Source organism: Streptomyces sp. NPDC059534, assembly GCF_042743475.1.
Taxonomy (GTDB): Bacteria; Actinomycetota; Actinomycetes; order Streptomycetales; family Streptomycetaceae; genus Streptomyces.
In genome coordinates this window covers 175421-196241 of record NZ_JBHWAQ010000008.1, presented here as the reverse complement: position 1 = coordinate 196241, position 20821 = coordinate 175421, and the positions used below count along the sequence as shown (strand labels likewise).

At 70.4% G+C, this 20821-nt stretch carries 11 protein-coding genes and 1 pseudogene; all 12 read left to right on the top strand.

The features are described from left to right. The first annotated feature begins 134 nt into the window (after nucleotides 1-134). The 12 genes and pseudogenes from ACFVZH_RS13005 (at nucleotide 135) to ACFVZH_RS12950 (ending at nucleotide 20546) form a co-directional block, all read left to right on the top strand. The gene (locus tag ACFVZH_RS13005; protein ID WP_384896228.1) at nucleotides 135-1292 is read left to right on the top strand and encodes an ROK family protein; all 1158 of its coding nucleotides are present in this window, start codon (nucleotides 135-137) and stop codon (nucleotides 1290-1292) included. 181 nt (nucleotides 1293-1473) lie between these two features. Beyond that, entirely contained in the window at nucleotides 1474-2745 is a 1272-nt protein-coding gene (locus tag ACFVZH_RS13000) for an ABC transporter substrate-binding protein (protein ID WP_384896226.1), read from the top strand. Further along, nucleotides 2745-3734: a carbohydrate ABC transporter permease gene (locus ACFVZH_RS12995; RefSeq protein ID WP_384896224.1), complete on the top strand. Its 990-nt coding sequence runs from the start codon at nucleotides 2745-2747 to the stop codon at nucleotides 3732-3734. Before ACFVZH_RS13000 ends, ACFVZH_RS12995 begins: the two co-directional genes overlap by 1 nt. A 74-nt stretch (nucleotides 3735-3808) precedes the next feature. Then, the gene (locus ACFVZH_RS12990; protein WP_384896222.1) at nucleotides 3809-4585 is read left to right on the top strand and encodes a carbohydrate ABC transporter permease; all 777 of its coding nucleotides are present in this window, start codon (nucleotides 3809-3811) and stop codon (nucleotides 4583-4585) included. An 82-nt stretch (nucleotides 4586-4667) separates the two neighbouring features. After that, entirely contained in the window at nucleotides 4668-6635 is a 1968-nt protein-coding gene (locus ACFVZH_RS12985) for a glycoside hydrolase family 5 protein (RefSeq protein ID WP_384896220.1), read from the top strand. Nucleotides 6636-6720: 85 nt separating this feature from the next. Beyond that, nucleotides 6721-8478, top strand: coding sequence for a beta-galactosidase (locus ACFVZH_RS12980; RefSeq protein ID WP_384896218.1), 1758 nt, complete (start codon nucleotides 6721-6723; stop codon nucleotides 8476-8478). A 53-nt stretch (nucleotides 8479-8531) separates the two neighbouring features. Then, on the top strand, nucleotides 8532-10211 hold the full coding sequence (locus tag ACFVZH_RS12975) for an alpha-amylase family glycosyl hydrolase (RefSeq protein WP_384896216.1): 1680 nt from the start codon (nucleotides 8532-8534) through the stop codon (nucleotides 10209-10211). Between the two features lie 48 nt (nucleotides 10212-10259). Continuing rightward, nucleotides 10260-13313, top strand: coding sequence for an alpha-mannosidase (locus tag ACFVZH_RS12970; RefSeq protein WP_384896214.1), 3054 nt, complete (start codon nucleotides 10260-10262; stop codon nucleotides 13311-13313). Nucleotides 13314-13360: 47 nt separating this feature from the next. Then, on the top strand, nucleotides 13361-14116 hold the full coding sequence (locus ACFVZH_RS12965; protein WP_384896212.1) for a phytanoyl-CoA dioxygenase family protein: 756 nt from the start codon (nucleotides 13361-13363) through the stop codon (nucleotides 14114-14116). A 344-nt stretch (nucleotides 14117-14460) separates the two neighbouring features. After that, nucleotides 14461-15687 carry a sensor histidine kinase gene (locus tag ACFVZH_RS12960; RefSeq protein WP_384896210.1) on the top strand — a complete coding sequence of 409 codons (1227 nt, stop codon included), beginning with the start codon at nucleotides 14461-14463 and terminating at the stop codon, nucleotides 15685-15687. Further along, nucleotides 15684-16394, top strand: a pseudogene (locus ACFVZH_RS12955) (response regulator); the annotation flags it as partial. The gene ACFVZH_RS12960 and the pseudogene ACFVZH_RS12955, both read left to right, overlap by 4 nt. 453 nt (nucleotides 16395-16847) lie before the next feature. Then, nucleotides 16848-20546 carry a S8 family serine peptidase gene (locus ACFVZH_RS12950; RefSeq protein ID WP_384896208.1) on the top strand — a complete coding sequence of 1233 codons (3699 nt, stop codon included), beginning with the start codon at nucleotides 16848-16850 and terminating at the stop codon, nucleotides 20544-20546. The last annotated feature ends 275 nt before the right edge of the window (nucleotides 20547-20821 follow it).

The window sequence follows — 20821 nt, the reverse complement described above, 5'->3', positions numbered from 1 at the left end:
AGTCCGGCGTGCCGCGGAGGGGCGGTTGTCGCCGAAAGCCTCCGGAGGGGCACGCAAGTGACCCGAGAGTAGGGGCGCCGGTTCGCGAAAATCAATACTGGACGAACTTATTTATTTACCGGTACGTTGCCGCCGTGTTTCCGAACCAGACACGGCCGTTGGTCACCGCTCCGGCCGAAACCGCCATCCTGAGCCTGCTGTTGGCCGAGAGCCCGCTCAGCCGGGTCGAACTGGCCCGCCGCACCGGGCTGTCCTCGACCGCGGTGACCAAGGCCGCCAGGCCCCTGATCGACGACGGCTACCTGCACGAACTCCCACCGGAGCGCACCGCCCCAGGAGCCGGACGCCCGGTGAACCCGCTGTCCGTCACCCCGGACCGGGAGTTCTTCGTCGGCGTGAAGATCAGTGCCGACACCCTCTACGGCACGGTGTGCGACCTGCGGTCCCGGCCCCGCGTCCACGCGAGCCGCCCGCTGGTCGACCGCGGCCCGACGGCCGTGTGTGCCCTGATCGCCGACCTCGTCGACGAACTCCTGGACTCACAGCCCGAGTTCCGGTCCCGTACGCGACACGTGGGCATCGCCGTCTCCGGAGACGTCGACCGTCCCGGTGGACGCGTGCGCTACTCGGTGCTCCCCGGCTGGCGCGACGTGCCGCTGGCCGAGACCGTGTCCCGTGCCACCGGGCTGAGCGTCACGATCGCCAACGACGTCAAAGCCCTGACCGTCGCGGAGCACTGGTTCGGCGACGGCATCGGGACCGAGTACTTCGCGCTCGTCACGATGGGCGCGGGAATCGGCTCCGGGATCGTCGTCAACGGCCAACTGGTCGACGGTGCTTACGGGGTGGCCGGCGAGATGGGCCACATCAGTGTCGATCCGGCGGGCCCGCGCTGCCACTGCGGCTCGATCGGCTGCGTCGAGGCGATCGCGTCGAGTGACGCCATCCTCGGCACGGTACGCCGAGCCACCGGCCGCAAGGACCTCGACTTCGACGGTACGGTCCGCCTCGCCCGCGACGGAGACCCCGCCGCGCGGGAGGCGTTCGCCCGGGCCGGCAAGGCCATCGGTGTCGGCATCGCCAATCTGGTGAGCCTCCTGGGGCCCGAACGCGTCGTCGTCACCGGAGAAGGGCTCGACACCTACGACCTCTTCGGCGTGCACATCAGGGAGGCGTACGCCGCGCACTGCTTCAAGGCGGCCGCGAAGTGCCCGCTGACCCTGCGGCCCCTTCCCTGGGAGGAATGGGCCCGAGCCGCCGCCGTCGTCAGCATCCAGGCGCTCTTCCCGTGAGGGCGCCACGGACCGCGACGAAGGGGCACCCCATCGACGCCGTGTGACCGGAACCCCGATCGCCGGCCCACGTCACCGACGTGACCGATGTCCGTCACCGCCTGCCAGCCGTGATCGTCGGACACCGGTCCCGCCGGACAACGCAAACCCGCACGCCCACATCACCATGCGAGGAAACGACATGAGCGCACAGAGAACCCAGCTTAGCCGCAGAGGATTCCTCGGAGGTTCCCTCCTCTTCGTCGCCGGAACGGCGATCGGCTGCACCACCAGCCCGACCGGCGGCTCCTCGTCCGGAGCCGAGACCACCCTGAACGTCTGGTCCCACGCCTACGGCGAGGTCGGCACCCAGCAGGCCCTCACCCGCTACGCCACCGAGTTCACCAAGGCCAACCCGGACATCGCCGTCAAGGTCACCTGGGTGCCCGGCGACTACACGGCCAAGCTCAACGCGTCACTGCTCACCGACGCCGCGCCCGACGTCTTCGAGCACGGCGACTTCACGCAGGGGCTCGCCCGGCGCGGCCAGGTCGCCGCGCTGGACGCGGAGTACGGCAGCGTCAAGGACGACTTCAACCAGAGCGGCCGCGACCTGGTGACCGTCGACGGGAAGCTCTACGGCGTCAAGATGATCGATGACGTCCAGATGCTCTACTACCGCAAGAGCGCCCTCGCCAAGGCCGGGATCACCCCGCCCACCACCTTCGACGCGCTCGTCACCGCCGCCAAGGCGCTGACCACCAAGAAGAGCAAGGGGCTGTTCGTCGGCAACGACGGAATCGGCGAGACCCCGGCCCTCTCGGTGTTCTCCAACCGCGGCGAGCTGGTCGCCGACGGCAAGGTCGCCTTCGCCTCGCCCCAGGGCGTCGAGGCCGTCACGGGCCTCAAGCGCCTGCACGACGACAAGTCCCTGCTGCTCGGCTTCACCACCGACTGGTGGGACCCCTCGGCCCTCGTCCAGGACGTCGTGCCGATGCAGTGGTGCGGCCTCTGGGCCATGCCCGCCATCAAGGAGGCACTCGGCGACGACTTCGGCATCCTGCCGTGGCCCGCCTTCAAGGCCGGCGGCGCTCCGGTCCTGCGGGTCGGCGGCTGGACGAGCTGCGTCAACGCCAAGGGCAAGAACGTGGACGCGGCCAAGAAGTTCGTCAAGTGGCTCTGGATCGAGCAGACCGACCTCCAGCAGGACTGGTCGGAGAGCTACGGCTTCCACGTCCCGCCGCGCAAGTCCGTCGCCGCCACGGCCGGCAAGCTCAGCAAGGGCACCGCCAAGGAGGCCGTCGAGCTGGCCGCGAAGTACGGCAGGAGCAACCCGAACACCTGGGACTCCGCCTCCGGCACCCCGTTCGGCGCCGCCGTCTCGAAGATCGTCACCGGTCAGGGAGACCCCGCCGCGCTGCTGGCCGACGCGGCCAAGCAGGCTCAGGCCGCCGTGGACAAGCAGCTGTCCTGATGAACGCCACCACGCACTCCCCGCCACGCTCCGGGAGAGCAGGGCGCCCCGCGGTCACACCGCGGGGCCCCGCCCGGAACCGCGGGCGTCGCACCGACCTGCGCTCCTGGGGCGCGTTCGCCCTGCTCACCGCGCCGATGCTGATCGGCCTCGGGGTGTTCAAGTACATCGCCATCGGCTGGAGCTTCCTGCTCAGCCTCAGCGACGCCCAGGGCACCATCGCGCTCGGCGACTGGGTGGGGCTCGACAACTACCGGCAGCTGCTCGGCGACGCCGTCTTCCAGGGCTCGCTGGTCAAGATCCTGCTGTTCACCCTGTTCATCGTGCCGATCACCTTCGCGGCCTCGCTCGGCCTCGCGCTCCTCGTGCACCGGATCCGGCGGGGCCGGGCCGTCCTGCGGACCGCGTTCCTGATCCCCGCCGCCGTCTCGTACGTCGCGGCCTCGCTGCTGTGGAAGATGTCCCTGTTCAGCGGGATGCCGGCCGGCATCGCCAACATGATCGGCGGCTGGTTCGGGATGGAGGCCGTCCCCTGGCTGCAGGCCGGCTCGCCCCCGCTGTACTGGATCGCCCTGGTGACCCTGCGCCTGTGGCTCCAGGTCGGCTTCTACATGGTGCTCTTCCTCGCCGGCCTTCAGGCGATCCCGAAGGAGCTGTACGAGGCCGCGGCCCTGGACGGCGCCACCGGACTGCGTCTGCTGCGCCGGATCACCCTGCCGATGCTGCGCAACACCTCCGTGGCCGTGCTGATGCTGCTGTTCATCGCCGCCTTCCAGGCGTTCGACGAGTTCTACAACCTGTTCGGCAGCGGCCTCTCCGGGACGGGCACCGCGCCGGTGAAGACCCCGCTGATGTACCTCTACGACACCGCGATGGGCGCCCAGAACTACGGTCTCGGATCGGCCGGAGCCTTCGTCCTCACGGCCCTGATCGTCGGGGTGACGCTGATCCAGGGGCGGATCACGGGCTTCGGAAAGAGCGAGGAGTGAGCTCGTTGGCGACTGTACGAGAAGGAGCGCGTGCCCTTCGGGGCCCTGTGCGCGGCTTGCTGGCCGGAGCCCTGATGGTGGTGTTCCTGACCCCCTTCTACCTGATGCTGCGCAACGCGCTGATGGACACGCGGACCCTGACGTCGCCGGAGTGGACCTGGTGGCCCTCGACGATGCACTGGGAGAACTTCACCTCCCTGTTCAGCGACCCCATGGTGAACATGGGCCAGGCCCTGGCCAACTCCCTGCTGATCGCCGCGATCACGGCCCCGGTGTCGACCCTGCTGGCCTCGGCCGCCGGCTTCGCGCTCGCCCGCATCCCGGTACCCGGGCGCGGTGTCGTGCTCGGTCTCGTCCTGGCCACGCTGATGATTCCCGGCTCGGCCACCTTCGTGCCCACGTTCGTCGTCGTGGGCTCGCTCGGCGGCGTCAACACCCTGTGGGGTCTCGTCGCACCCGGACTCTTCAACCCCTTCGCGGTGCTGCTGTTCCGCAACTTCTACCTGCAGTTCCCCCGGGAGATCGAGGAAGCGGGCCGCCTCGACGGGCTCGGCTGGCTCGGCCTCTACCGCAGGATCGCCCTGCCGTCGTCCGGCGCGATGCTCGCCTCCCTCGGCGCGCTCGCCTTCATCGACAGCTGGAACGCCTTCCTGTGGCCGCTGGTCATCGGCCAGGACCCGACCGCCTGGACGGCGCAGATCGCCCTGTCCACCTTCCTCACGGCGCAGACCGTCAACCTGCCCGGCCTGTTCGCCGGCGCCGTCGTGACCATCACCCCTCTGGTGGTCATGTTCCTGATCGCGCAGCGCCACATCGTCGAAGGCATCGCCCACTCCGGCCTCAAGGGCTGACGGCGCCCTCGGCTCCGCGACTCCGGACCGTCGGTCCGGAACGCAGTACCTCCTTCACTCCCACACCTTGGAGGACAGCACCATGAGATCACGCATGCCCGACGGCGCCCTCGCGAGGACCCTCGCCCGGGCCCTGACCGCCGCGCTGGCCACCGGCGCCCTGCTCGTCAGCGCACTCCCCGGCACGGCGACCGCCCTCGCACCCGCCGCCGCGACCGACGCCCCCGTCGCGCTGACCGGCGAGCAGCTGGCCGCGTCCTGGACCGGCCCGCTGAGCACGCGGGGCCGGTACATCGTCGACGCCGACGGCGACCGATTCAAGCTGAAGGCAAGCAACTGGGCTGGCGCCCAAGGCACTTGGGAGGGCAGCGGCAACGAGAGCGACGTCGCCAACCACCAGGCGGACCAGATGTCGAACAACATCCCGCTCGGCCTGGACCGCACGCCGATCAGCCGGATTCTCGCCGACTTCCACGCGCTCGGCATCAACGCGATCCGGCTGCCCTACTCCGACGCGATGATCAACGACGACACCCTGGTGCCGAACTACGCCGTCGCGGCCAACCCGCAGCTGGAGGACAAGACCCCGCTCGAGGTGTTCGACGCGGTCGTCGCCGCTCTCACCGCCGACGGCTTCGCGGTCATACTGAACAACCACACCACCACCTACCGTTTTTGTTGCTCCCTGGACGGCAACGAACGCTGGAACACCAGCCAGACCACCGAGCAGTGGATCGACGACTGGCTGTTCCTGGTGAAGCGCTACAAGTCGAACAAGCGTGTCGTCGGCGCGGACCTGCGCAACGAGGTCCGTCGTGACTGGAACGACGACCCGAACTGGGGCTGGGGCAACGAGCACGACCTCTACAACGCCTTCCAGCTGGCCGGCAACAGGATCCTGGAAGCCGACCCGGACATGCTCGTCATCATGGAGGGCATCAACTGGCAGGGCATCCCGCAGGGCATGTTCTCCCACGGCCGGCCGACGCTGACCCCGGTCCGCAACCTGTCCAACACCCTGATCAACTCCGGAAAGCTGGTCTACTCGGCCCACTTCTACGGCTTCACCGGCCCCAACCACACCGGTTCGAGCGGTGGTTGGCAGAACGGCGAGACCAACGACCCGCGCTACCGGGACCTCTCGCCCGAGGACCTCGTCCGGGTCGTCGACGACCAGGCCCTGTTCGTCACCGAAGAGGGCCAGCACTTCACCGCTCCCGTGTGGGTCAGCGAGTTCGGCACCGGTGGACGCGGTCAGACGGACGAGAAGGAGAAGGACTGGTTCGCCCGCTTCACCGACATCCTGGTGGAGAACGACACCGACTTCGCCCAGTGGCCGCTGGTCGGCTGGACCACCAACGGCAAGATCAACGACAACTGGGCGCTGATCTCCTACGACGACGCCGGTCAGCGGCAGGCGATCAACGACCCCGGCGACTGGCGCGCCACGCACTGGAACAAGCTGGTCAACGCCTCCGGCAAGACCGGCCAGGTCGCCACCGTCGACCACTGGAACATGGTCGACCTCGACTTCGGCGACCAGAACCTCTCCGCCACCATGCGCCGGCAGGCGGACTGGAACGTCGGCAACCGGAAGGGCAACTGCCCCGACAGCCAGCGGCTCGTCGCCCTCGCCCGGAGCAACAACCGCGGTCTGTGCACCGACGTCGACCAGCCCGTCAAGGCCGACGGCATGTGGACCACCGTCGTCGACGAGCGCTACGTCAAGAGCGGCGACTGGGCGGGCGGCTACAACAAGCTCGAATGCCCCAAGGACACCTTCGCCGTCGGCTACAGCGTCAACGGCAACGCGATGGCCGCCCTGCTCTGCGCACCTTCCGCCACGTCGCTGCCCACCACGAACCGGCTGCTCTGGTTCGACCACGGAGACAACCGGCCCGCCACCGGCGGCTCCACCGCCAGCGACTGGGCGCCCGGCGCCTACAAGGGCCAGTGCAGGGACGACGAGTACCTCGCCGGCGTCGCGTACACCTGGAAGTGGCAGCACGGTGGGGCCCCCGACGCACTCCTCTGCCGCCCCCTGAGCTGACCGACAGCCTCAGGCACCGGCACCCCTGGCACCGGCACCCCCAGCACCCGCAACCCCAGCACCGACACCTAGGAGCACCACAGCCATGCCACGACTGGAGATCGCCGCAGACGGCTTCCGTCTCGACGACCGTCCGTTCCGCATCATCTCCGGCGGACTGCACTACTTCCGCGTCCACCCGGAGCAGTGGGCCGACCGGCTCCACAAGGCGCGGCTGCTGGGGCTCAACACGGTCGAGACCTACGTCCCGTGGAACCTGCACTCGCCCCGGCGCGGCGAGTTCCGCGTGGACGGAGGTCTCGACCTGCCCCGCTTCCTCGACCTCGCCGCCGCCGAGGGACTGCACGTCCTGCTCCGGCCCGGCCCGTACATCTGCGCGGAATGGGACGGCGGGGGCCTGCCCTCGTGGCTGCTCGCGGACGAGGACATCGAACTGCGCAGTCGCGACCCCCGCTATCTGAAGGCGGTGGACGACTACCTCGGATCCCTCATGGCGACCGTGCGCCCCTACCTCGCGACCCGCGGCGGACCCGTCATCGCCGTCCAGCTGGAGAACGAGTACGGCGCCTACGGCGACGACTCCGGCTATCTCGCCGACCTGGCCGAGCTGCTCCGGCAGCACGGCGTCGACGTCCCGCTGTTCACCTGCGACCAGCCCTCCGACCTGGAGCGCGGCGGACTCGACGGAGTCCTGCGCACGGTCAACCTCGGCAGTCGCGTGGAGGCGGGGCTCGCCGAACTGCGCACCCAGCAGCCCGAAGGCCCGCTGATGTGCTCCGAGTTCTGGATCGGCTGGTTCGACCGCTGGGGTGGCACCCACGTCACCCGCAGCACGCAAGACGCGGCAGCCGACCTCGACCGGCTGCTCGCGGCCGGCGCCTCGGTCAACCTCTACATGTTCCACGGAGGCACCAACTTCGGCTTCACCAACGGCGCCAACGACAAGGGCACCTACCGGCCCACCGTCACCTCCTACGACTACGACGCCCCGCTGGACGAGGCCGGCGACCCCGGGCCCAAGTACGCGGCGTTCCGCGAGGTCATCGCCCGGTACGCCCCCGTACCCGACGAACCGGTCCCCGCTCCCGCGCCCAAGCTGTCCGCGGCCGTCGCCGAACTCACCACCTGCGCGGGCCTCCTGGACCAGGTCGAGGGGATCGGCGGCCTGGCGGTGCACGCCGACCGTCCGGTCACCATGGAGCAGCTCGGCCAGTCCTTCGGCTTCGTCCTGTACGAGACGATCCTTCCGGACATCGGCCGGACCGTGCTCCGATTCGACGAGGTGCGCGACCGTGCACAGGTCTTCGTCGACGGGCAGCCGGTCGGCGTCCTGGAGCGGGAGAACCACGAGCACGCGATCAGTTTCCTCGTCCCCCGGCAGGGTGCCCACCTGGACGTGCTCGTGGAGAACCAGGGCCGCGTCAACTACGGGTCCGCCATGCACGACCGCAAGGGGCTGCTCGGCGCCGTCACCGCCAACGGCCTTCCCCTCGTGGACTGGTACAGCCGTCCGCTGCCGCTGGACGACCCGAGCACGCTCTGCTACACGGCACTCGACGCCTCCGCGCCCCCGGTCGGACCGGCCTTCCACCACGGATACGTGGACATCGCCCGCCCCGCCGACGGCTTCATCGCCCTGGACGGCTGGACCAAGGGCCTGGTGTGGATCAACGGCTTCGCCCTCGGCCGCTACTGGTCCCGAGGCCCGCAGACCACGCTCTACGTCCCCGCCCCGGTCCTGCGCGCGGGGCGGAACGAGATCACCGTCCTCGAACTGCACGGCTCCACCACACGGAAGGTGGAGCTGCGCGGCACATCGGACCTGGGGCCCGTCGAGGACTGAGACCGCCGCCACCCCCTCGACACGCCACCACCGTCTGCTGGGAGAGACCGACGATGCCCCCGTACGCTTCCGATGCTCCCGACACCGTCGCTCCGACGGCATCCACACCGGGATGGTGGCGTGAAGCCGTCGTCTACCAGGTGTACCCGCGCAGCTTCGCCGACGGGAACGGCGACGGGATGGGCGACCTCCCCGGCGTCCGCAGCCGACTGCCGTACCTGAAGGAGCTCGGCGTCGACGCCCTGTGGCTGAACCCCTTCTACGCCTCCCCGCAGGCGGACGCGGGCTACGACGTCGCCGACCACCGGGCCGTCGAGCCCGTGCTCGGCACCCTCGCGGACGCCGAGGGCCTGATCCGGGACGCCCACGAGCTCGGGATGCGGGTGATCGTGGACCTCGTGCCCAACCACTCCTCCGAACGGCACGAGTGGTTCCGGCGCGCGAGGGAGGAGGGACCGGGCTCGCCGTACCGCGACCGCTACCACTTCCGCCCCGGAAAGGGCGAGAAGGGGGAGCTGCCGCCCAACGACTGGACCTCCGTCTTCGGCGGCCCCGCCTGGACCCGCACGGAGAACCCGGACGGCACACCCGGCGACTGGTACCTGCACCTCTTCGCCCCCGAGCAGCCCGACTTCGACTGGGACCACCCGGCCGTCGGGGAGGATTTCCACTCGATCCTGCGGTTCTGGCTCGACCGGGGAGTCGACGGTTTCCGGGTCGACGTCGCCCAGGGGCTGGTCAAGGCCGAGGGACTGCCCGACGTCGGCCGCACCGACCAGCGCAGGATGCTCGGCACCGAGGCCACGCCGTACTGGGACCAGGACGGCGTCCACGAGATCTACCGCTCGTGGCGCGGGATCCTCGACTCGTACCCGGGGGAGCGGATGTCGGTCGCCGAGGCGTGGGTGCCGACGCCGGAACGCACCGCCCTGTACGTACGACCCGACGAGCTGCACCAGGCGTTCGACTTCGACCTCATGGGCGTCTCCTGGGACGCCGAGGAGATCCGGCAGGCCGTCGACACCTCACTGGAGGCCGGCCGGACGGTGGGCTCGTCGGCGACCTGGGTGCTGTCCAACCACGACACCTGCCGGCACGCCACCCGGTTCGCCGGTCCGCAGGCCGGGGGAGGGCGCCCGCGGGCGGGCGATCGCGAGCTCGGCCTGCGCAGGGCGCGCGCCGCCACGCTCCTCATGCTCGCGCTGCCCGGCTCCGCGTACCTCTACCAGGGCGAGGAACTGGGCCTCCCCGAGGTCACCGACCTGCCGGACGAGGCGCGCCAGGATCCGGCCTTCGCCCGCAGGGGGGACATGGAGGGATTCCGCGACGGCTGCCGAGTGCCCCTTCCGTGGACCGCCGCCGGCCCCTCGTACGGCTTCGGGACGGGCGGTAGCTGGCTGCCGCAGCCCGAGGACTGGGGAACGCTCAGTGTCGAGGCCCAGACGGGCGACCCGGACTCGACGCTGGAGCTGTACCGTGCGGCGCTGGCCCTGCGCCGGAGGCATCCGGGCCTCGGCGCCGGAGACACCGTCGAGTGGGACGACGCGCCCCACGGCGTCCTCGCCTTCCGGCGGCCGGGCTTCGTCTGCACGAGCAACACGGCGGACCGGGCACTGATCATCCCCTCGCCCGGACGCCCGCTGCTCGCCAGCTCCCCGATCGAGACCCTCGAAGGCCCGCCTGGCGCGGCTTTCGCCCTGCCCGCGCACACCACCGTGTGGTGGACGGCCTGACGCACCACGGCCTCGCCGAGCTTCGCCCGAACGACCACGGAGACATCGATGCACAGCAAACAACGCCTCACCGAGCAGCGGCTCGCCCGTGTCCTCGACCAGCGCATCAGGCCGGCCGTCCACGCCCGTACCGTCCCGCTCGACATCGCGATCTGGAACGTCCCCGGCGAACCCGTCCCCGTCACCGACGGCCTGGCCGCACCGTACGAGCCGGTGACGCTCGGCCACCGCTGGGGGCCGCCGTGGACCACCAGCTGGTTCCGGATCAGCGGCAGAGTGCCGGAGGAATGGGCCGGCCGGCGCGTGGAGGCCGTCATCGACATCGGCTTCAACTTCACCGGTGCGGGCTTCTCCAGCGAGGGCCTGGTCTACCGCGCCGACGGCACCGTCGTGAAGGCCCTCAACCCCCGCAACGCCTACATCCCGGTCGCCGACCCGGCGGTCGGTGGCGAGGAGTTCACGTACTACGTCGAGTCCGCCGCCAACCCGAACCTGAACGACAGCCACGTACCCACCCGCACCGGCGACCGGCCCTCCTGGCTGACCGGCACCGGCACCGGCATCGCCGACGCTCCGATCTACCAGCTGCTCCGCCTCGATCTCGCGGTCTTCGACACCGAGGTGTGGGAACTCGCCCAGGACCTGGACGTCCTCGGCGAGCTCATGCGCGAACTCCCCGAGGCCGAACCACGCCGCTGGCAGCTGCTGCAGACCATCGAGCGGGCCCTGGACACCATCGACCTGCAGGACGTGTCCGCCGGCGCCACCGCCGCCCGCGAGGTGCTCCGCCCCGCGCTCGCGGCTCCCGCCGCCCCCAGCGCCCATCGCATGTCCGCCGTCGGACACGCCCACATCGACACCGCCTGGCTCTGGCCGCTGCGCGAGACCGTGCGCAAGGTCGCCAGGACGCTCTCCAACGTCACCCACCTCATGGACGACCACCCCGGCTTCCGCTTCGCCATGTCCCAGGCCCAGCAGCTCGCCTGGCTCAAGGAGCACCGCCCCGAGGTCTACGGCCGTGTCCAGGAGAAGGCGAAGACCGGACAGTTCCTCCCCGTCGGCAGCCTGTGGGTCGAGCCCGACACCAACATCATCGGCGGCGAGTCCCTCGCCCGGCAGCTGATCCACGGCAAGCGCTTCTACCTCGACGAGTTCGGCGTCGAGACGAAGGAGATGTGGCTGCCCGACACCTTCGGATACAACGCGGCCATGCCGCAGCTGATGAAGCTCGCCGGCGTGCGCTGGTTCCTCACCCAGAAGATCTCCTGGAACACCACCAACAAGTTCCCGCACCACACCTTCTGGTGGGAGGGCATCGACGGCACCCGGATCTTCAGCCACTTCCCGCCCGTCGACACCTACAACGCCGAGATCACCGGTGCCGAACTCGCCCACGCCGTAAGGAACTTCCAGGACAAGGAGGCGGCCAACAGTTCACTTCTGCCGTTCGGGTACGGAGACGGCGGCGGCGGCCCCACCCGCGAGATGCTGGCCCGGGCGTCCCGCCTGGAGGACCTGGAGGGCTCGCCGCGGGTCGCCATCGAGAGCCCCGCCGACTTCTTCGAACGGGCGCACGCGGAGTACACCGACGCCCCGGTGTGGCTCGGCGAGCTCTACCTGGAGTTCCACCGCGGCACGCTCACCAGCCAGCTGCGCACCAAGCAGGGCAACCGGCGCGGCGAACACCTGCTCCGGGAGGCCGAGCTGTGGTCCGCCACCGCGGCCGTCCGCACCGGATCCGCCTACCCCCACGAGGCCCTCGACCGGCTCTGGAAGACGGTCCTGCTCCACCAGTTCCACGACATCCTGCCCGGCTCCTCCATCGGCTGGGTGCACCGTGAGGCCGAGGCGACCTACGCGGCGGTCACCGCCGAGCTGCACGGGATCGTCGACGCCGCCCAGCGCGCCCTGGCCGGCAAGGGCGAGGAGCAGGTGGTCTTCAACGCCTCCCCGTTCACCCGCGGCGGCATCCCCGCCCTCGGCGCGTCGCCGCGCACCGGCTCGCAGGACCGCCCGGTGGCGCCCGTGCCGGTCGACGGCGGCCACCTCCTCGACAACGGACTCGTCCGCGTCCGGATCGACGACCGGGGCCTGGTGACCTCCGCCTACGACATCGCGGCGGACCGCGAGGCCCTGGCCCCCGGCACGACGGCCAACCTCCTCCAGCTCCACCAGGACTTCCCCAACGAGTACGACGCCTGGGACATCGACGCCTTCTACCGAAACACCGTGCACGACCTCCGCGACGCCGAATCGGTGCGCGCGGAGGCAGGTGGCGTGCGGGTCATGAGGACCGTCGGCGACTCCCGGATCGAGCAGTTCATCACCCTCGCCGAAGGATCCCGGCGGCTCGACATCGACACCGAGATCGACTGGAACGAGACGGAGAAGCTCCTCAAAGCGGCCTTTCCGCTCGACGTCCGCGCGGACCACTCCAGCGCTGAGATCCCCTTCGGGCACGTCCAGCGACCGACGCACACCAACACCAGCTGGGACGCGGCCAAGTTCGAGTTCTGCGCCCACCGCTTCCTCCATGTCGGCGAACGGGGCTGGGGCGCGGCCGTGGTCAACGACTCCACCTACGGACACGAGGTCACCCGCGACGTCCGCTCCGACGGCGGCACCACCACGACGGTCCGGCTCTCGCTGCTCCGTGCCCCGCGCTACCCCGACCCGGATTCCGACCGGGGCCGGCACCGCCTGCGGTACGGGTTCGTGATCGGCGCCGACATCGCGGACGCGGTGCGCGAGGGATACGGCCTGAACGTGCCCGAGCGCTCCGTGCCCGGTTCCTCGGCGGAGGTCGTACCCCTGGTGGCCACGGATGACGACGCCGTCGTCATCGACACGGTCAAGCTCGCCGACGACCGCTCCGGCGACATCGTCGTGCGCCTCTACGAGGCACACGGAGGACGGGCCACGGCCCTGCTGAGCACCGGCTTCCCCCTGGAGTCGGCCACCGTCACCGACCTCCTGGAACGCCCGCTCGCCTCCGGCGAGGACTCCGGTGCCGCCCGGCAGACCGCCGCCGGACAGGTGTCCCTGACCCTGCGCCCGTTCCAGATCCTCACCCTCCGGCTGCGTTCCGTCCCCACGGCCTGAGCGACACGGCGACCCGGCCCGCTCGGCCACCACGAAGGAGAGCGAACATGACCACCGATCACGCGGCCCTGGCCGCCCACTACGTCGAGCACGGCTACGTCCTGGTGAAGGGGCTGCTGAGCACGGCGGAGGCGGCCGAGTACCGCCGAAGCGCCCATGAGGTGCTGGCCCTGGCGGCGTCCGGCGGCGACCCGACCTGGGACTCGGCGGCGGGCCTCGCGGGCGGCGCGCCGACCCGGCTGCGGCACCTGCACGACGTGCAGTTCCACTCCGCCGCCTTCTCCCGTCTGCTGGTCGACGAGCGATTCACCTCCGTCGCGGCGGCGGTGCTCGGCGGCCCCGACGTGCAGCTGCACCACACCAAGCTGTTCGTGAAGCCCCCGGAGAACGGCTCGCCGTTCCCGCCGCACCAGGACCACCCGTTCTTCCCGCACACGTCCCACCGGGTCGGTGCCGCGATCTTCCACCTGGACGACGCGCCGGTGGAGCGGGGGTGCGTGCGGATCGTCCCCGGCAGCCACCGGTCGGGGCCGCTGGAGCACGTGGAGGAGGGCGGTTACCACCTCCCCGACGTGCCGTTCGACGCGGCCGTTCCCCTGCCCGCCGAAGCCGGTGACGTGCTCTTCTTCTCGTACCTGACCATTCACTCCTCCGGTGTGAACACCAGCCAGGAGGACCGCACCACCTGGCTGGTGCAGTTCCGCGACCCGGCGGACCGGCCTGCCGTTCGGGCCCATGACGACTCGCTGGGCCAGGGCATGATGCTGGCCGGGATCGACCCCACGGGCAGGAGGACCGTCTGACGGGCACGACGCCGTCGGGGTACCGCCGTCAGGTGCGAAGCCGTTGTCCGTCGTGACGGCGCCGGATCCGGGGTTCGTCCGGCTCCCCGGCGGAGTCGCTCCGTAGGCGCATGCTCGCCCCGGCTATCACATCAGCCCGAGGAGTCCCGTGCGACGCGCCCGCCGCCCGCCTCGAGAACCGCTGCATTCAAGGACGATCAAGGACCAAGCGCCCTCCCACGTCAACCGAACGATGGACAAGACCCCCGGCCAGTGAACGGCCTAGTCTCTGCGCTGACCACCTGAAATGAACCGGGAGTGAGGCGCGGATGAGGAACGGGCAGCCCGGAGGGGCGGCGTGCGCCATGCAACCGATGCTGCGGCACGCGCTGAGCGGCTTGTTCGTCGCCTCGCTCGTCGCGACCCTCGTGGTCGTGATCGGTCCGGGCACGGCTGCGTCGCACCACGACGTCTCCATGGTGGCCGCGCTGTCCGTGCTCCTCGCCGCCACGTACGCGGTGGGATTCGTCGGCCCTGCCTGGCCGGCCGGCTCCCGCCGACGCAAGCGTCCCGCGGAGTCCTTCGACACGACCGAAGGGAACCCGGGACGCGCGCTGCGCTGGCTCGGCGCGCTCACCGCGGTGTGGGCCTGCCTCATGGCGATCAGCGCGGGCTTCGGCTGGCTGGGGTTCCCGCTGTTCGCGTTGTACGTCCTGCTCCTGCCGCTGCGGCTGGCGATCGCGGCCGTCGCTCTGGGGACCGTCATCGTGGTCGCCGCCAAGGGAGCGGAGGCCGGCGTGGTGGAGATCCCCCAGGTGGCCGGCCCGCTGCTGGGCACGCTGGTCTCCACACTGCCGCTGCTGGGATACCAGTCGCTGCACCGGGAGAGCCAGGCCCGCCAGGCGCTCATCCACGAGCTGGTCGTCACCCGGGACGCGCTGGCGCAGTCGCAGCGAGAGGCCGGCCGGCTCGCCGAACGCCAGCGGCTTGCCCGGGAGATACACGACACGGTCGCGCAGGGCCTCTCGAGCGTGATCATGCTGCTGCGCGCCACCGACGCCGCGCTTCCGCCGGACACGCCCGTGGCGCGGGAGCGGACCGCCGCGGCCACCGAGGTCGCCACGGTGAACCTCGCCGAGTGCCGCCGCTTCCTGCACGAGCTGAGTCCGCCGCCCCTGGTCGAGACGCCCCTGCCCGAGGCGTTGCGGCGGCTGGTCGACCGGAGTGCGGACGACGGTCTCGGCACCGCGTTTCACCTGCACGGGGAGCCTTACCCGCTGGGTGCCGAACGCGATGTGGCGCTGCTGCGGCTGACCCAGGAGGCGCTGACCAACGTGCGCGGGCACGCGCACGCCGAGACGTGCGTGGTGAGCCTGTGCTACCTGGACGACCGGGTGACGCTCGACGTCTTCGACGACGGCAAGGGATTCGACCCGGAACTGCCCCTGCAGGACTCGTCCGGCGGCTTCGGGCTGCACGGGATGCGCCAGCGGATGGAGGAGCTGGGCGGCGTACTCACCGTCGAGTCCACGATCGGCGAGGGCACGGCGGTCGCCGCCTGCCTGCCGATACCGCACGGGGGGACGTCATGACCGGGCCGCGGACCGCCTCCGTCGCACGGGTGCGCGTGCTGATCGTCGACGACCACCCGGTGGTGCGCCGTGGCCTGCACGCACTGCTCGAAGACGCGCCCGAGGTCGTGGTGGTCGGTGAGGCGGGGGACGGCGCCGAGGCGCTGCGGATGGTCGCCGGGCCGACGGAGGTCGACGTGGTCCTCATGGACCTGCGCATGGGCGGCGGTGCCGACAAGGCGTCAGGCGCCGTCGGCGATGCGTCCTGCGGCGGGCAGGGCGGCGGCGAGCGCATGGACGGTGTCGAGGCCACCCGCCGGATCAGGGCGCTGCCGGCCCCGCCCCGGGTGCTGGTCCTCACCACGTACACCTCCGATGCGGAGATCCTTGCCGCCGTCGAGGCGGGTGCGACCGGTTACCTCCTCAAGGACGCGCCGGTCGAGGAGTTGGTCTCCGCGGTGCACGCCGTCGCGAACGGTGAGACGGTGCTGGCTCCGCCGGTCGCCACTCGGCTGCTCGGCCGCATGCGCGCACCGCAGTCCTCGCTGACCCCACGCGAGATGGAGATTCTCGTCCTGCTGGCGAAGGGACTGTCGAACCGGCAGGTGTCACGTGCGCTGTTCATCAGCGAGGCGACGGTGAAGACCCACCTGGTCCGTGTCTTCGGCAAGCTCGGGGTGGACAGCCGGACCGGCGCCGTGACGGCGGCCCTGGCCCGCGGCCTGATCCCGGACCCGCTGCCCGGCCCCCCGTTGCCGCCCGTACGCCCGAATCCCGCGGACCCGCCCGCCGCACCCGACCCGCCCGACGCGTCCGGCCGGCTCGGCTTTCCGGACCCCACAGCGCGACGAGGTTTCCGTGCCTGACATACCGGCGGCGCACGGCCGCCGCACCGACAGGGCGCGCGGTCCGCCGTTCCGGTGCTGCTCACCGCTCACCGGACGAAAGAGCAGCACAACCACACACACCGTCAAACGCATTGATCCGACGCGGCACCGCATTCCCGTGACCGCGTGGCTGTCGTGCGCCCTTTTACACCCTCAGAGAAGGTCATCGCCTTAATGAGACCGTCACAACCGGCTGGACCCAACAGGTCTTCGGCCGACCCCACCACCCCCATAGCCTACCGGCTGACACGCCGTCCCGTGCGGACGGCCCTGGGGGTTCTCACCGCGGCCTGTGTGGCCGGAACACTCACCGCCCTTCCGGTCGCCAGCGCAGCCGAGAAGCCGGCGGCCCAGGCCGCCCAGCCGCAGCAGAACAGCCCGGTTGTCGCCACGCACAGGCTCACCCTCGTCACCGGCGAAGTGGTGACGCTGGAACGTCACGCGAGCGGCCTGCAGGCGGCGACGGTCGAGCCCGCTGCCGACGGCACCCCGGCGGCGTTCACCACCATGAAGGTGGGCGACGAGGTCTATGTCATCCCGGACAAGGCACAGCCCTACCTCGCCGCGAACGAGCTCGACCGCGAGCTGTTCAACGTCACCAAGCTCGTCGAGTACGGCTACGACGACGCGCACCACCCCGCCGTACCCCTGATCGCGACCTACGCGGGCGCGCCCGGCAAGGCCGGCAAGGCGCTCGAGCAGGCCGCGCCGGCCGGTTCGGTGAAGAAGGACGAGCTGCCGAGCGCCAACGCGGTGGCGCTGCACGCCGGCAAGAAGAGGGCGGCGACGTTCTGGGAGGCGGTCGACGACGACACCGCCGCCGCGACCAAGGCACCGAAGCTCGCCGACGGCATCAAGAAGCTCTGGCTCGACAAGCCGGTGCGCGTCACTCTGGACCAGAGTGTGCCGCAGATCGGCGCCCCGGACGCGTGGGCGGCCGGCTACGACGGCACCGGCACCAAGGTGGCCATCCTCGACACCGGCATCGATCCCGACCACCCCGATGTGGCGGGGCGGGTGAAGAAGGCGCAGAACTTCACCGACGACCCCGACGCGGTCGACCACCACGGTCACGGCACCCACGTCGCCTCGACGATCGCCGGCTCGGGTGCCGCGTCGGGCGGCAGGCTCAAGGGTGTGGCGCCGGGCGCCGACCTGTACATCGGCAAGGTCCTCAACACGGCCGGTTCGGGCTCCGAGTCGGGGGTCATCGGCGGCATGGAGTGGGCCGCGGCCCAGGGCGCGGACGTCATCAGCATGAGCCTGGGCGGTTCGGTCCCCAGCGACGGCACCGACCCGATCAGCCAGGCCGTCAACCAGCTCACCGCGTCCTCCGGGTCGCTGTTCGTCATCGCGGCCGGCAACGACGGCCCGGGCAAGGGGACCGTGGGCTCGCCCGGTGCCGCGGAGGACGCACTGACCGTCGGCGCGGTGAGCAAGCAGGACCAGCTCGCGGGCTTCTCCAGCCGCGGCCCGGTCAAGGAGACCTTCGCGGTCAAGCCGGAGATCACCGCTCCGGGCGTGGGCATCGTCGCCGCGCGCGCCGCCGGCACCACGATGGGCACCCCGGTCGACGCCCACTACACCTCGGCCAACGGCACCTCGATGGCCACCCCGCACGTGTCGGGCGCCGCGGCGATCCTTGTCCAGCGCCACCCCGACTGGTCCGCCGACCGGCTCAAGCAGGTGCTCATCAGCACCGCCAAGCAGGGCCCGTACAACGCCTACCAGGGCGGTAACGGCCGCGTCGACGTGCCCAAGGCGATCGCCGCCACGACCTACGCCAGCCCCGCCGTCATCAGCATGGGCAAGAGGTCGGCCGAGAGCGCGCCGGTCACCAAGACGATCACCTACGTCAACACCTCCGCGGCGGACACCACCCTGTCGCTCCGCCTGTTCAGCGCCGGAGAGACGGCGCCCCCGCCGGACGGCATGTTCACGCTCAGCGCCAACAGCGTGACGGTCCCGGCGAACTCCACCGCCGACGTGACGGTGACCTACCGCCCCGAGCTCGGCGCCGTGGGCGACTACACCGGTGTCATCACCGCGACCGCGCCCGACGGCACCGCGATCCGCACCACCGTCGGCGCCACGAAGGACGTGCCCACCGTCGACCTCACCCTCCACACGATCGACCGCAACGGAGACCCGGCGACCGGTGAACTCGTGGTGTTCGACCTGGACAACGGCGTCATCCGCGAGGTCTTCCCCCAGGGCGGAACCAAGACCGTCGCGGTGCCGCAGGGCCGCTACTCCGTCATGGGCCTGGTGTACACGAAGGACAAGGCCACGGGCCAGATCCTGAGCCACACCCTTGCCGGTGAGCCCGTGGTGGATCTGAAGGCGGCCCGGACGATCACGATGGACGCCCGGATGGGCAAGGAGGTCAAGGTCGCGACGCCCAAGGAGTCGCAGTCGAGCCAGTTCAAGCTCGGGTACCGCCAGCAGCTCCCCGGCAAGAGAGGGGTCGACTACATGAAGGGGACGTCGAGCCTGTTCTCGAAGCCCTATGTGGTGCCCACCGCGCCGGTGACGGACGGCACCTTCGAGTTCGACTTCCAGGACCGCAGGTACTCGCCGGTGATCCGGGCGTCCTATGCCGGGCAGGGAGGCGCGCTTCCGCTCAAGCCGGTGACCTATGCGGCCCGGTTGTACGGCTCCACCACGCTCCAGGCGGTCGACGCCGGCGTGGGACGGCCGGAGGATCTGGCCGGCAAGGACCTCGACGGCAAGCTGGCGGTCGTCACCCGCGATGCCACCCGGAAGGTCGTCGACCAGATCGCCGCTGTGGCCGGTGCCGGTGCGAAGGCGGCGATCATCGTCAACGACCGGCCCGGCGTCTACGCCACTATCGTGCCGCGCGTCACCGGTACGGCCATCCCGGCCTGGAGCCTCACCCAGGACGAGGGCGCGGTGCTCTTCGGCCGGATGGCCGACGGTACCCCGCGGATCGACCTGCAGGGCATCAAGAAGAACCCCTCCGTGTACAACATCGCGCTGATGGTTCCCGGTGGCATTCCGGCCGACCCCACCGACGCGGTCACCGCGGAGAACTCGGCCGTGGTGAAGTCCCACTACCGCAGCACCAAGGGCACTCTGATCGGCGACACCACCTCGGCGATCCGCCCGGGAGAATCCTTCATCACCCAGCTCGTGGACTTCCACGACGCGCCGGTGGACCGGGAGGAGTGGTACTCCACCGGCAGCAAGTGGCCGACGATGAAGGACATGGGGTGGTGGCACACGGTCTACCCGGACCGCAAGGACATCGTCACCAGCATGAGGGACCTCATCCGCCACTACACCCCGGGTGAGCAGCGCGAGGAGACCTGGCTGGGTGCGGTGAACGGCCCGTCCGGACCGGAGAGCACCCTGGCGTTCCGCGAGGGTGACAAGGTCACCCTCAACATGATGGAGATGGGCGACAGCCAGCCCGGACACTACGCCTACTTCCAGGGCGACAACGGCACCAAGTCGACGGTGCGGCTGTACCAGGACGGCAGACTCCTCAGGGAGCAGGGCTGGTTCACGCTCACGACGCTGCCGGTCAGCCCTGACCCGGCGACCTACCGGATCACCATGGACACCGAGCACCCGGCGTGGTTCCCGCTGTCCACGAAGGCCGGCACCGCGTGGACGTTCGCGTCCGCCCGGCCGGTGAGCGGCAAGGAGGACCTGGCGCTGCTCTGGCCGAGGTACGACCTGGACCTGGACGCGGAGAACACCGCCAAGGGCGGCAGGACCTACCACTTCGACCTGGCCTTCGTCCTCCAGAACGGTGCCACCCCGGACATCGACGGGGTCGAGGTGGAGGCGTCCGCCGACGACGGTGCCACCTGGCAGCCCGCCACGGTCAGGAGCAAGAGCGACGGCAGCTACAAGGTGTCCGTGAGCAACCCGGATTCGGGCTACGTGTCCCTGCGCGTCAAGGCACAGGACACCAAGGGCAGCACGTTCGAGCAGACCCTGATCAAGGCATACGCCGTTCGCTGACCTTCACGGCAGCCCTTTCCTGGCAGCCCATTCCTGAACATACCCCTGGCACAAGGAACGCCCTTGTGTCAGGGGCACACCCCGTTGTATCGGAAATCGAATTCCTTTCCGTTCCTCTGTATTGCCGAATTCGACAGATCCATCGAATGGGACTGACGTATCCGGACCGTCAGTTTTCGCTGGCCGCAAGCACTTTGGCGTTCCTCCGTCGGACCTCCGGTCGATTGTCGTGGCGGGTTTGTGACATGGAGCGAATCCGCCACTCCCCATGGGTT